11 protein-coding genes are annotated in these 13,702 nt (G+C 52.7%); 10 read left to right on the forward strand and 1 reads right to left on the reverse strand.

Going from position 1 to position 13,702, the window contains the following annotated elements; genetic code table 11:
• The first annotated feature begins 466 nt into the window (after positions 1 to 466).
• From CEK60_RS14100 to CEK60_RS14110, 3 genes are read left to right on the forward strand one after another with little or no spacing between them, the layout of a single operon-like run.
• The gene (locus tag CEK60_RS14100) at positions 467 to 1,465 is read left to right on the forward strand and encodes an ABC transporter substrate-binding protein (RefSeq protein WP_089039566.1); all 999 of its coding nucleotides are present in this window, start codon (positions 467 to 469) and stop codon (positions 1,463 to 1,465) included.
• Positions 1,459 to 2,463 (forward strand): FecCD family ABC transporter permease, encoded by a 1,005-nt coding sequence (locus CEK60_RS14105; RefSeq protein ID WP_089039567.1) that lies wholly within the window; start codon positions 1,459 to 1,461, stop codon positions 2,461 to 2,463. The genes CEK60_RS14100 and CEK60_RS14105 overlap by 7 nt, the downstream gene beginning before the upstream one ends.
• Positions 2,460 to 3,500, forward strand: a complete 1,041-nt coding sequence (locus CEK60_RS14110; protein ID WP_089039568.1) for a FecCD family ABC transporter permease — start codon at positions 2,460 to 2,462, stop codon at positions 3,498 to 3,500. The genes CEK60_RS14105 and CEK60_RS14110 overlap by 4 nt, the downstream gene beginning before the upstream one ends.
• Before the next feature lie 7 nt (positions 3,501 to 3,507).
• Here the strand turns inward: CEK60_RS14110 and CEK60_RS14115 are convergent, their stop codons facing one another.
• Positions 3,508 to 5,649, reverse strand: coding sequence for a TonB-dependent receptor (locus CEK60_RS14115; protein WP_089039569.1), 2,142 nt, complete (start codon positions 5,647 to 5,649; stop codon positions 3,508 to 3,510).
• Between the two features lie 213 nt (positions 5,650 to 5,862).
• On the opposite strand from CEK60_RS14115, the gene CEK60_RS14120 reads away from it, so the two are divergent.
• The 7 genes from CEK60_RS14120 (at position 5,863) to CEK60_RS14150 (ending at position 13,686) form a co-directional block, all read left to right on the forward strand.
• Positions 5,863 to 6,714 (forward strand): ABC transporter ATP-binding protein, encoded by an 852-nt coding sequence (locus CEK60_RS14120; protein WP_089039570.1) that lies wholly within the window; start codon positions 5,863 to 5,865, stop codon positions 6,712 to 6,714.
• Positions 6,711 to 7,628 (forward strand): sucrase ferredoxin, encoded by a 918-nt coding sequence (locus CEK60_RS14125; RefSeq protein ID WP_089039571.1) that lies wholly within the window; start codon positions 6,711 to 6,713, stop codon positions 7,626 to 7,628. The genes CEK60_RS14120 and CEK60_RS14125 overlap by 4 nt, the downstream gene beginning before the upstream one ends.
• A 473-nt stretch (positions 7,629 to 8,101) precedes the next feature.
• Positions 8,102 to 9,037 (forward strand): 4-hydroxyproline epimerase, encoded by a 936-nt coding sequence (locus tag CEK60_RS14130; protein WP_089039572.1) that lies wholly within the window; start codon positions 8,102 to 8,104, stop codon positions 9,035 to 9,037.
• Between the two features lie 109 nt (positions 9,038 to 9,146).
• A complete protein-coding gene (locus CEK60_RS14135) occupies positions 9,147 to 10,094 on the forward strand; it encodes a dihydrodipicolinate synthase family protein (protein ID WP_089039573.1) in 948 nt (315 codons plus the stop codon).
• A 93-nt stretch (positions 10,095 to 10,187) separates the two neighbouring features.
• Positions 10,188 to 11,198 carry an Ldh family oxidoreductase gene (locus CEK60_RS14140; protein WP_089039574.1) on the forward strand — a complete coding sequence of 337 codons (1,011 nt, stop codon included), beginning with the start codon at positions 10,188 to 10,190 and terminating at the stop codon, positions 11,196 to 11,198.
• 50 nt (positions 11,199 to 11,248) lie between these two features.
• Positions 11,249 to 12,826: an aldehyde dehydrogenase (NADP(+)) gene (locus tag CEK60_RS14145; RefSeq protein WP_089039575.1), complete on the forward strand. Its 1,578-nt coding sequence runs from the start codon at positions 11,249 to 11,251 to the stop codon at positions 12,824 to 12,826.
• Positions 12,827 to 13,014: 188 nt separating this feature from the next.
• Positions 13,015 to 13,686 (forward strand): GntR family transcriptional regulator, encoded by a 672-nt coding sequence (locus CEK60_RS14150; protein WP_089039576.1) that lies wholly within the window; start codon positions 13,015 to 13,017, stop codon positions 13,684 to 13,686.
• Positions 13,687 to 13,702 lie beyond the last annotated feature (16 nt).

Below are 13,702 nucleotides of genomic sequence, written 5' to 3' on the forward strand. Positions count from 1 at the left end.
CACCGGCAATCCAGTTAAAATCAACCAAGTGCTTACTCCGACTAAAAGGGCATCCCAAAACGGTGCAACAAACAATATGCTGCACCACAAAGAGCAATACATAAGAGTTTAAAGTCGAGTCCACTAGGAATTAAAAGCACACAATTGATTAAAACTTCTTGACCGTTCATGAACATATACGCTTTTGAACACACACTCTTGAACGAATAGGCTCTTGAACATATCCGTAGCAAAATGCTTTTTAATCGTTAGAGATATCAGCCTCCCAGTGGCCGCACTTATTCTATGAATTCAGGCCGAATCCGCTACTTTATCAAAGCCACTATCCGCTCGTTGAACTGGTCAACAGCCAGCAGAGCGCACCATGTTTGGGCAGATGGAATATCCATATTTGATAATGCTTTACATTAGCTTTTGACACATGCCATCATTCTGCTTTTCAAACGTCTAGCTACCTGTGACACGTATGCCAACAATACACTCTCATTGCAGCAAGGCCTGGAGACGTGTGTTGCTACTAGCATGCGCGGCGCTGACAGCCTTTTTCGTGCTAACCAATCCGCTGCAAAGCGCTGCTCAGAACGATAATCACGCCCCGTTATCGACGCCACGCATCGTCACGCTCTATCAAGGTGCTACCGATAGCGCTGTCGCCCTGGGCCTTAAGCCGATTGGTGTCGTCGACTCCTGGTTAGAAAAACCGATGTATCGTTACCTGCGTGAACCGTTGGAAGGCGTCGAGCATGTCGGTTTGGAAACACAGCCCAACCTGGAAAAAATTGCCTGGCTCGATCCTGACTTGGTCATTGCCAGCGACTTTCGCCATGCGCGAATAGCACCGCTATTAGCAGCCATTGCACCCACGGCATCTACTAACACCGTTTTCGGCTTTAAAACCACGTTGACGATGATCGCCAATGCCACTGGCCGCGAAACAGAGGCCAGCCAGTTGCTTAGGCTCTGGGATGACCGAGTAAGCGATTTTCGCCAGCAGATAGCCGCTGAGCTGGGCAGTGAATGGCCTCAGAAAGTGGCCGTGGTGCGTTTTAAAAGTGACCACGTGCGCATCTATACTCACGGCTTTGCTGGCTCTATTTTAGATGAGCTTGGCTTCGAGCAGCCGGATACGCTGCATACCCAAGGCTGGGGAATGAAACTTTCCAGCACTGAGAACATTCCTGTCCTGAATGCCGATGTTATGTTTGTGCTGCTAGAGCCGGACGATCCTGCCATTACGGATAATTACCAGCGCTGGACGGCTCACCCACTATGGCAGCGGCTTTCAGCGGTGCAAAACGGACGTGTATTTGAAGTCGACCCCGTCAGTTGGATGATGGGCGGTGGCATCCTGGCGGCCAACGCTATGCTGGATGATCTTTATGACCATTATAAGCTGCCACAGCCTGGAGCCCAGCAACATCAGGTTTGCGCCATCGATCACGGCGGGGAGCACTTTCAATGCTAAACAGCGCTGCTGCAAAAGGCATGGGCTTGGTCATCGGGGCAGTCCTAACGTTTGGTGCTTTTTTCGCTAGCGTGATGTTAGGCACGACGGAGATTGCCCTATCCGCTCTGTTCGACTCACTCACCCACTATGACCCTGCCAACGTATCTCACATCATTCTATTCGCTGAGCGCTTACCCCGTGCCGTGATTGCCGCCCTAGTAGGCGCCAGCTTAGCTATTGCAGGTGCGCTGATGCAAACCATGACGCGCAACCCACTGGCATCGCCGGGTATTTTGGGGATTAACGCTGGCGCAATGTTTTTTGTGGTGGTCGCAGTCTCACTGCTGCCGCTTCACACCCCCGCTCACTATGTATGGGCAGCCCTATTGGGCGCACTGGTCGCCGCAAGCATTGTTGTGCTGCTTAGCCGGGGCCGCCACGGCGAGCTTTCACCACTGCGCGTTGTGCTGGCAGGGGTGGCGGTCACGGCAATGTTTGTATCATTTAGCCAGGGACTGCTGGTGATTGATCAACAAAGTTTTGAGAGCGTTCTTTACTGGCTGGCAGGCTCTGTCTCAGGGCGCGACCTCTCGGTGGTTATGCCCTTGCTGCCGCTCTTCGGCGGGGCACTGCTACTCAGTGCACTGCTGGTACGCCACGCCAATGCGCTGCTGCTGGGAGACGACATGGTCACCGGGCTTGGCATGCAGGCCACCACCATCAAACTGCTGCTAGGGCTGATCGTGATTGTGCTAGCAGGTAGCTCTGTGGCGCTGGCAGGCATGATTGGGTTTGTGGGATTAATTGTACCCCACATGGCACGGGGACTATTTGGCATTGATCACCGCTGGCTGCTACCCGCTTGCGCGGTACTGGGCGCTTGCCTACTACTGCTGGCCGATGTCGCTTCACGGTTTCTAATGCCACCTCAGCAAGTACCTATCGGCGTCATGACCGCGCTTATTGGCACGCCCTTCTTTATCTATCTGGCGCGACAAAAGATGGCAGGCCAATGACGCAAGCAACAGCACTCCCCCTCAATCACACGACAGAACGCAAAAGCGCCCGCCTCTTGAACAGCCTGCTGCTGTTAGGCTGTCTGCTTTTCTTCAGCGTCGGCGTATCCCTCTGCTTGGGTAGCTTTCCCACGCCACCTCTACAGGTTTTACATACGTTGATTGCCCCTCAAAGTAGCGATATCGCTTTTATTATTTGGGAGCTAAGACTGCCTCGCATCGTGTTGGCGATACTGGTCGGTGCCGCCTTAGCGGTGGCAGGTGCTATTCTGCAAAGCATTGTGCGTAACCCGCTAGCATCGCCAGATGTCATCGGCATTACCAGCGGCGCGGCGCTAGCAGCAGTGCTGTTTTTAGCCCTGCTCAGCACGACCCTCAGCATTCGCTGGCTGCCCGTTGCTGCCATGCTCGGTGCGCTGGTGTCCGCTTTACTGGTCGTCAGTTTGGCGTGGAAGAGCGGCATTAGCCCAGCACGTATGGTACTGGTGGGTATTGGCTTGGCAGCGGCCATGGGGGCTGCCACTACCTTATTAATCGTCATTAGCGATGACACTGCGGCCATGACGGCCTATGTATGGCTTACCGGCAGCCTTTACGCGGCGCAATGGGAAGATGTGTGGGGTCTATTGCCGTGGATATTGGTCGCAGTGCCTATCAGCCTTGTCTTCGCTCGGCATGCGGATGCCATGGCGCTGGGCGACCATGTAGCCGAAGGACTTGGCGTGCCTATTCTGCGCAGCCGAATAGTACTGCTGGCCTGCAGCGTGGCATTAGCTGGTGCCGCCGTTGCGTTTGCGGGTGGGTTAAGCTTTGTGGGATTAATTGCGCCCCACTTAGCGGCTAGGCTCGTGGGGCGCAACCTGGCACGGTTGGCGCCCACCTCAGCGCTAGTCGGGGCCTTGATCGTTTTAAACGCCGATTTATTAGGCCGCGTAGCCTTTTTACCCAAAGACTTGCCCGTCGGTATTTTCGTGGCCGGGATAGGCGCGCCCTTCTTTGTGTATTTGCTGCACAAGGCGCGCTACCGTCCTTACTGAACTGGGGTTAAAAATCGACGCGATAACCGAAGGTCACTGTTCTACCGCGTCCGGCAAAATAGCGCTCGTCGTTCACCAGTGCACTTTGTGAGTAATAGCTAACGTACTGCTCATCAAGCAGGTTAGCGATGCCGACGTTGACCTGTCCAACGGGAAGTTGGTAGCCCACGGCGGCATCCATCAACAGATAGCCGTCAAACTCACGATTGGCTTCGTCGAAGGTTTTATCGAAGGCGTAGTTAGCCTGCACAAAGGTGGAAAGGTTATCTGTCCAATTGGCAGACCAACTGGCCGTCAGACGATCTGGCGAGACATCCAGCCCAGACAGCTTGGCGTCTAAACTGCCATCGTCATTACTGTCGTAGCGCCCTTCCATGCGGGAGTATGCCAAACGGCCGGTGTGTTGGTCGGTAAATTGATAATCTACCGAGGCCTCAAAGCCCTTAATTTCAGTCTCCTGACGCTGCATATAAAAGACGTCGTCGACTTCCGTGAGTCGGCTACCGAAGTCGGAGGAGGATTCGTAATAACTAAGCTCAGCGGCTAAGCGGCCATTCTCAAAGCGAACGCCTGTCTCGGTATTGTCGGTAACGATCGGACTTAGGTTCTCAATGCTATTAACCGATTGATTAGGGGTACTAATGCCCCTCAATGCTCGACCTACATCAGGAATAGAAAAACCTTCAGAGTAATTGGCAAACAGGCTCCAATGATCCACAGGTTTCCACACTGCGCCGACGTTATAGAGCGTTTCATTGAAACTGGGGTTACCACCGGCAACATCAACACTATTGTTAGCCGCCACCGTCTGATAGTCATTGATCTTTAGCTTGGCGTACTCATAGCGCGCGCCAGCTGATAGCAGCAGTGAATCCACGGGTCTAAACTCAGCCTGAATGAAAGGCGAAAGATCGGTGTACTCTGTTGGCGGCACATAGGTACGGTCGGACTGATATAGGTACTGTTCGGTTTCATCAAACAGCGTATCAAAACCGCCCGTTAAGGAGAGTCGATCGTTCAGTAGATCATCTTTAGTCAGCGAGACTTTAGTACCAAACTTGCTCGTTGATGCCATGGATTGGTCGTAAAAAGATCCCACTGGGGCAATCGCAGGATCCTGGAAAGTCGCTGAGTTGGTTGCTCCAAACAGCGCTTCATAATCCTGATAGAACATCTGGGCACTTAAACGCATCCCCGCCAAGTCATAATGATCGTAACTTAGCCCTGTGGTCCAAACTCGGTTATAGGGGGCATCTCCCTCGGGAGTGCCACGCTCAGACGTCGTTACCACACCATTGGCACGATCTCCCGTTACGCTCACATAATTATTGTGGCCCTCAATATTGTAGTGATTGAGGGTAAATTGCAGGCGTTGATCGTCGTCAATCCAGTAAGCCAGCTTACCTAAAATATTGAAACTGCGAGAGTCCATCAGGTCGCCCTGGGTATTGTCCACACCCACAGGATCACTATTTCCATCCAGGAATAGCCCCTGATCTTCTAGGCTGGCCGAAAACAGATAATCCACATCACCGCGATTACCACTGACCCCATAGCTAGTTTTATAGCTGAGCGTATCGCTATCTAACTCACTAGTGGGAGTCGTTATCTGAACCTCAGCATGCTGATTAAGCGAACCCGGCTCGGGACGTTTAGTGATCAAGTTAATCACGCCGCCTGCCGCTCCCACCCCATTAGTGGCATTAGCCCCTTGAATCACCTCGATCTGCTCAACCATGGAAAAGTCGATCGTGTGTGCTTCACGACCCGTTGGGCGCAGAGGATTCGACTGCGGAATACCGTCAATCAGAATCAACGGCTTACGCCCACGAAGGGTTTCACCGCTACCAGTCATCTTTTGGCGGCTGGGGGAGTATGAGGGCAGCAGGTTACTTAAAATCTGCGATGAATCGCTGGTTAGCTGTAACTGTTGGCTGATCTCCTCCTCGGTGATAACACGCACCGTTTGAGGAGAATCCTCTTTTGAGGAATTGGTGCGGGAAGCCGTCACCACCACCGTTTGATTCGCGTCTCCTCGCTCACCTTGTGCTTCAGCGATTGCTGGCGACTGAGCATGTGCCTGGGTAGCCGCTACCAACCCAGCAAGCGTTACTGTTGGCCAAAACACGTGGCGTTTTTTTATCGACATCCGCTTATTTTCCCTTGCAGTGAGTGAGTCGCCCAAAAGACAATGCACATCTAAATGATAACGATTAACTTGTGCATATATTACCAACATGGCTTCATCAACGAAACACGTCGTTCGATTTATCGAAATGTACACAGCTGGGACAAAGATTTGAAAATGAGAATATTTTGTCTTACGGTGCTGGCTGCTTAGATCATGCAGGCGATCCTTCCCATGACACTCTCTTCCTGCCTTACACCTCGGCTTAGAGGTGAAAGCCTTCATGCTGGTTATGAAGACAAGCGCGTGCTAGACGGTGTCGATATCGGCATACAGGAAGGCAAGCTAACGGTCCTTTTAGGGCCGAACGGTAGTGGCAAATCCACGCTGTTAAAAACGCTGGCGCGTACACTCACGCCAAGCGCTGGGCACGTTTATCTGGATGGCAAAGATATTCACCGTAGTAATACGCGGGAAGTCGCTCAACGACTTGGTATTCTTCCCCAGGGGCCGGTCGCCCCTGAGGGGCTGAGTGTGCAACAGCTGGTCGGAATGGGGCGTTTTCCGCATCAGCGAATGTGGCAAAAAAATGCCGAACAGGATGCCCGCGCAATTCGCGAAGCCATGGCCTACACCAACGTGACCGAGTTCGCTGAGCGCAACGTTGACGCCCTTTCCGGTGGGCAGCGCCAGCGCTGCTGGATTGCTATGGTGCTGGCTCAGCAAACGGATCTGATCCTGCTGGATGAACCCACTACTTTTCTGGATCTCAAGGTGCAGGTCGACTTACTGGCGCTATTGTCACGTTTGGCCCATGAGCATGGCCGCACACTACTACTAGTGCTTCACGATCTGAATCTAGCCGCCGCCTACGCTGACCAGTTAATCATGATGCGAGATGGAAAGATCATCACCAGCGGCACGCCTAGCGAAATATTTACCGCCGCCAATCTTAAGCGCGTTTTCGATCTGGATGCCCACGTACTTCACGACCCGGTAAGCAACAGCCCAGTGTGCGTTCCCCATAAGTTCACGGCTAACACCCAACAACAGCACACCGACTCGGAAGAGCATATCGCCCTATGAAGCATACTTTCTGCGCCGACCTCAGCCGTGAACAGAATGATCCATTAGCCGGGAGCGCTGCCCATGCCGAACGCAATCTATTAATCAGTTGGCCGCGCGCAAAGTGGCTGCGCAAGTTGCGCCATGCCAGCGACATGAACGACACGCTGAAACAGACACTAGACGACATTGCCGATAGCGGCCTACGTATTAACCTGATTCAGCAACCGGGAATGGATAAACATCAGCACCAAGTATTTCTGATGCCAGAACGACGGCGCTTTCTGATTGCCCGCCATCACTTAGAAGACTTTTTAAGCGCTCTGCAAACAGGCAACAGCCTGGCAGAGTGGGAACAGCCACCGCTAGAAAAAGACCTACTGCTCTGCTGCACCCACGGCACAAAAGACAAATGCTGCGCCAAGTACGGCTACCAAACCTATAAGGCGCTGGCTCAAACGATTGCTGACCACCAGCTACCGTTTGAGGCTTGGGAAAGTAGCCATCTGGGTGGCTGCCGCCTAGCAGCCAGTTTGATTTTGCTGCCCAAGGTGCGCAAATACGGACGCATTACCCCGGCGCAAGCACTGCCCTTCCTGCAAGCAGAAGCGAACGGCCAACGCTACTTGCCTGGCTACCGGGGCAACTCACAACTCACCCCCGCCCAACAGTGTGCAGAATTAGCCGCCCTGACTCACCTAAGTACACAACTAAGTACGGATCAACACCAACCTCAGCTAACGCTGCTGGACGATAGCGGCAGTGAGCAAGAACGCCTGATACGCTGGCAGTGGCAACGGGGAAACGCTAACGGCCAACTCAGCGTGCGCTGCCAAGCAGTCCCCATCATGCGAATTGACACCTGCGCCGACCTTGAGAAAGGGCCCAAGGAAAGTACTGTTTGGCGGGTAATAGCGCCTAGAACGAGTAACTAATTAAGCAATCAGATTTGACGAAACATTTGAGTAGAAGAGTTACTCTCTCACTTGCGCTCAGCACTATTTCATAACTTCCAGCACCGTCTGTAAGCCAGCTATTCTCTGTAAGGCGTTCATGCTGAAGGGCTTCCACCTAGCCTGAGCCTCCTATCGGCGACAACATCGAACTCTCTAACACTCCCCAGCTTATGCGCTTGATGAGCCCTATCAGCTAACGATCCACGTAGCGAACACTATTATTGATCGCTTCAGGCCCACACACCCAGAGAGATTAGCTCTATCAGGCGCCCTGAAGTAAGCACCGCTACCTACCTTTCCCTTACTGGCTCTTATTAAAAGATAGCGTTTTTTTACGTGACGCTTTTCAAATGCCCTCAAAGATTGTATAAAATATAAAAACTACCAATTGATGCTGACATCCGCTGTAGCGCCAGCGTTGATCACCAGGACAAAACAATCACAGGTGTTCCATGAAACGAGTGCATATCATCGACTCTCATACAGCAGGTGAACCCACACGGCTGGTAATGAAGGGATTCCCAACTCTGCCTGGCGCAACCATGGCAGAAAAATGTGAAGCGCTGCGTACTTCTCATGATCAATGGCGGCGCGCCTGCATGTTGGAGCCACGAGGGCATGATGTGTTGGTGGGAGCGCTTTATTGTGCGCCGGAGTCACCAGATGCCACTTGCGGGGTCATCTTCTTCAACAACTCGGGGTATCTGGGTATGTGCGGTCACGGCACTATCGGGCTCGTAGCATCCTTGCATTATCAAGGCCTTATAGAACCCGGCGCCCATAAAATAGACACTCCCGTTGGTCCTATTAGTGCAACTCTTCACAACGACGGTGCCGTTACTGTCCGGAATGTCCTTTCTTATCGCTATCGTCAGCAAGTCCCTGTTGAAGTGCCTGGATATGGACTCCTGCATGGGGATATCGCTTGGGGAGGCAACTGGTTCTTCCTTATCAGTCAGCATGGTCAATCGCTAACGCTTGATAACACCGAAAAGCTAACCGAATTCACCTGGGCCGTACGCCAGGCACTCGAAGCGGCCTCGATTACTGGCGAGGACGGCGGGCTAATCGATCATATTGAGCTCTTCACAGAGGACGAGGCAGCCGATAGTCGTAACTTTGTGCTTTGCCCCGGCAAAGCGTATGACCGCTCCCCTTGTGGTACCGGCACTAGCGCCAAACTGGCTTGCCTAGCGGCAGATGGAAAATTATCGCCAGGAGAGACCTGGGTACAAGCCAGTATTTGTGGCAGCCAGTTCGAAGGACACTATGAATGGGAAGGCAACTGCATTCGTCCCTATATCAAGGGGCGAGCCTACCTAAGTGCAGATGCCACCCTACTTATTGATGAACAGGATCCGTTTGCCTGGGGCATTTCTGACGTGTAAGCACGCGACTCACTCGCCCTGATTCTTCATTAACCAAGCAGCACCGATTACTCCACTATCAACTCGGTGCTGATGTGAGTACTGACAACACCAACCGAAAGGAAAAACAATGAGCGATAACATTTTTACAGGCTGCATTCCTGCGTTAATGACCCCCTGTAATGCGGACCGTCAACCGGACTTCGATGCTCTGGTTGCTAAAGGTCGTGAGTTAATAGATATCGGTATGAGTGGCGTCGTGTACTGCGGCTCTATGGGCGATTGGCCACTGTTAAGCGAAGCACAGCGCCAAGAAGGCGTCGCCCGTTTAGTTCAAGCAGGCATACCAACCATCGTGGGCACCGGCGCAGTAAATACCAAAGAGGCCGTATCCCATGCAGCTCACGCTGCTAAAGTGGGAGCCCATGGTCTGATGGTTATTCCGCGCGTGCTCTCACGGGGCACCTCAGTAGCGGCACAAAAAGCTCATTTCTCAGCCATTTTAGAAGCAGCGCCTAAGCTGCCCGCCGTCATTTATAACAGCCCCTACTACGGCTTCGCGACGCGTGCAGACCTCTTCTTTGAGCTGCGTCATCGTTACCCAAACCTAATCGGCTTCAAAGAGTTTGGCGGTGCCGATGACCTACGCTACGCTGCGGAAAACATTACCTCCCAGGATGACGATGTCACCTTGATGGTAGGTGTAGACACGACTGTCTACCATGGTTTCGTCAACTGTGGCGCCACCGGTGCCATCACCGGCATTGGCAATGCTCTCCCCCGCGAGGTGCTCCAGCTCGTCGCTCTTAGTAAAAAAGCTGCGCAAGGTAATGTCGAAGCACGCCGTTTAGCCAAAGAGCTTGAGGAAGCGCTGGGAGTTCTTTCCTCCTTCGATGAGGGCGGCGACTTAGTTCTCTATTACAAACACTTAATGGTACTCAACGGGGACTCCGAGTACTCCCTCCACTTCAATGAAACTGACACTCTGAGCGATGCCCAGCGTCACTATGTGGAATCTCAATACGCCTTGTTCCGTACCTGGTATGCCAATTGGTCTGCTTCCTTAGAGAACATCTAAGGCTCAGTGGTACACAATTTTTTGCCGCTTAGCAGCCGACTGCTCCAGCACAGCTAATGTGCTGGAGCAAACTCTCTTTGCTAGGAGTTACTCATGCACCGTATGAGTCTGGAGGAAGCCGAGGTACTGGCAAAAGCAGTGCTCAACGCCCAGGGCTTCAATCAAGAACAGACACACGCCCTATCTCAAGCCGTGATAGCGGGGCAACGCGACGAGTGCCATTCACATGGCCTGTACCGTTTACTCAACTGCGTTAAAACGCTAGCGGCAGGGAAAGTGGTCGCCAATGCTCAGCCAGAAGTGCACGATCACGCCCCAGGCATCGTACGGGTTGATGCCAAAGGAGGCTTTTCGCAACTTGCCTTCGAGGCTGGCTTACCCATTTTAACGGCAAAAGCGCGTGAGCAAGGAATTGCTGCGCTTGCCATTAATCACTGCGTACATTTTTCAGCCTTATGGGTTGAGATTGAAGCTATCACAGACCAGGGGCTGGTAGCGCTGGCCTGTAACCCCAGCCATGCCTGGGTGGCCCCCGCTGGGGGCAATCGCCCATTACTGGGTACAAACCCGTTGGCCTTTGGCTGGCCGCGCCCTAATGGTCAGCCACCATTTATCTTCGACTTTGCTACCAGTGCCATTGCTCGCGGTGATATCGAACTCCATCACCGTGAAAATAAACCGATTCCTGAGGGCTGGGGTATCGATCGTTTAGGGCAGCATAGCCAAAACCCTGCTGACGTATTAGACGGCGCGCTCCTTACCTTTGGCGGCCATAAAGGCTCTGCCTTATCGATCATGATTGAGCTTATTGCTGGCCCACTCATCGGTGACTTAACCAGCGCTGAATCGCTGGCATATGACGATGGTGCCGGAGCTTCCCCCTATCACGGCGAACTCATACTCGCTATGGATCCTGAACGCTTCCTGGGAAGTACGCTCGAGGATTATATGGCCCGAGCTGAAGATCTATTCTCGTCGATCATAGCCCAGGGCGCCCGCTTACCTTCGCAACGACGATATACGGCACGGCAACGCACTCAAAAAGAAGGTATTTCAATTCCAGAATCTCTATATCAGGAGTTGTCACGCCTAGCGCGATTATGACGGCTCTTTTCTTACCGACCATTCGCGTTATTCTAACGACGGAGACGAGCATGACATTGCAAGGCAAAATGCTGATTGGCCAACAAGCAGTACAGGGCTCTCGTGACGCCATTTACGCAATCAATCCAGCGAATAATGAACGTCTTGAACCTGCTTATTTAGGTGGCTCCCAGGCAGAGGTAGAAAGGGCCTGCGAGTTAGCTTGGCGCTCATTTGACAGCTACCGCGAAACGCAGCTGGAAGCACGGGCACAGTTTCTCGAAACCATTGCAGATGAGATAGAAGCGCTCGGAGAAACACTGATTAACCGAGCAGTGGCCGAATCTGGCCTTCCTCAAGCCAGGATTCAAGGGGAGCAAGGACGAACTTGTAACCAACTACGGCTATTTGCAAAAACCCTACGCAATGGTGAATGGCTAGATGTTCGAATTGACCCGGCCATGCCTAATCGTCAGCCCATGCCGCGCGCCGATTTGCGTCAACGCCATATCGCGCTTGGCCCAGTCGCTGTTTTTGGTGCAAGCAATTTTCCACTGGCTTTCTCCGTCGCCGGCGGCGATACCGCATCAGCGTTAGCGGCGGGATGCCCCGTGGTCGTCAAGGCTCACTCTGCACATCCAGGAACCAGCGAATTAGTAGGACGTGCGATTCAAACTGCCGTCAAGCGGTGTGATCTTCCCGAAGGCGTATTTTCGCTAATTTTCGGCTCTGGCCGTGAGGTTGGGCAGGCATTGGTTGCGCACCCTTACATCAAAGCGGCCGGGTTTACTGGCTCCCGCAGCGGCGGCTTGGCACTTTGGAAAACGGCGCAGTTGCGCCCTGAGCCAATCCCTTTCTATGCTGAAATGAGTTCCATCAATCCAGTATTCCCTCTACCAGCGGCGCTGGAGTCACGTGGTGCCAGCATGGGGGCAGAATTCATTAGCTCGTTGAATATGGGAGCTGGCCAGTTTTGTACTAATCCTGGGTTAGTCATTGCTGTAAAGTCTAAGGGGCTAGACGCGTTCATTGCAGCGGCACGTCAAGCGGTCGAGAGCAGCAGCGCTCAAACCATGCTTACGCCCGGCATTCATCAAGCCTATACCAACGGTGTGCAAGCCCTTACCTCGACAGGTAAAGTTCACGAAGTAGCTTGCGGTCAAAAAGGAGCTGGCCCAAACCAATGCCAAACGGCTCTTTATGTAACCTCTGCGGCTCATTTTCTAGCTGAGAAAACACTGCAGGAAGAAGTTTTTGGCGCGTTGTCGCTGGTAGTGGAATGCCAAGACCAGAACGAGGTTCAGCGCGTTGCGGAGGCGCTTGAAGGCCAGTTGACCGCCACTCTTCAACTGGAGGATGCCGATCAGGAAGTTGCTCGCAACCTGCTGCCCATTTTGGAACGTAAAGCGGGTCGGCTACTCGTCAATGGCTGGCCAACAGGCGTCGAAGTTTGCGATGCCATGGTCCATGGTGGCCCTTTCCCAGCAACGTCGGACTCGCGCACCACATCTGTAGGTACCGCAGCTATTGTTCGCTTTTTACGTCCTATTTGTTATCAAGATCTACCGGATGCACTTTTGCCAGAGGCATTGCAGCATAGCAACCCACTGTCACTTAAGCGCCTGGTTAATGGAGAACGTGAAGGCTGATCAATAGGAGTTTGAGCCGCTCTCCTCTGGGGAGAGCGGCGCATCATGCATTGAGCCATGCGAGCTGATCAATGGTTCAACGGTTCAGCTACCGACCATTCAACTATCAACCATTCAACTACCAGCCATGGACATCTATATAGGTTTGTATAAAATGTGCAAATTAACTTTCAGGATGGACGTAAACCATGGCGACATTCAAAACACGAGCACACTTCGTCGCCGACGACTTACGCAAACGTATCCTTGGCGGTGAGTTCAAGGGCGGTACTCAACTTCGTCAGGACGCCCTAGCCAGCGACTATGATGTCAGCCGTATCCCTGTCAGGGAGGCCTTGCTAACCCTCGAATCAGAAGGGCTAGTGGAGTTTTATGCTCACCGTGGCGCTTTTACCACCGAGCTTTCCGTTAGCAAAATTCGAGAACTTTTCGAGCTACGGATTCTGCTTGAGACCTATGTACTTAAGCATGCCATTGATAACCTCACTGAAGCAGACCTCGATAAAGCTGAGGATATACTGCGCAAATATGACGACGCTCTAAATCGCGGTGGCGAAGTCGACAATTGGAGTGAGTACAACTATGCCTTCCATTTGGCACTTTATGCGCCAGCCGAGCTTCCAGAAACGCTCGCTATCATTCATCAGTTAAATACTAAATCAGATCGCTATATCCGCATGCAGCTCGTCTACTCCCAAGAGATCACAAAAGCTGAAAAGGAACACCATGAGTTGCTGGAGCTAGCGCGCCAACGCGACACCGACAATGCCTGCCAGCTGCTTAAAACCCACATTGAAGACGCCTGTGGAAGCATTATCGCGGTACTTGGAGAGCGTTCCAACCAAGCAGAGGCACTTTGAAGCATAAGTGCCACTT

It is taken from the genome of Halomonas sp. N3-2A, assembly GCF_002216165.1.
GTDB lineage: Bacteria > Pseudomonadota > Gammaproteobacteria > Pseudomonadales > Halomonadaceae > Vreelandella.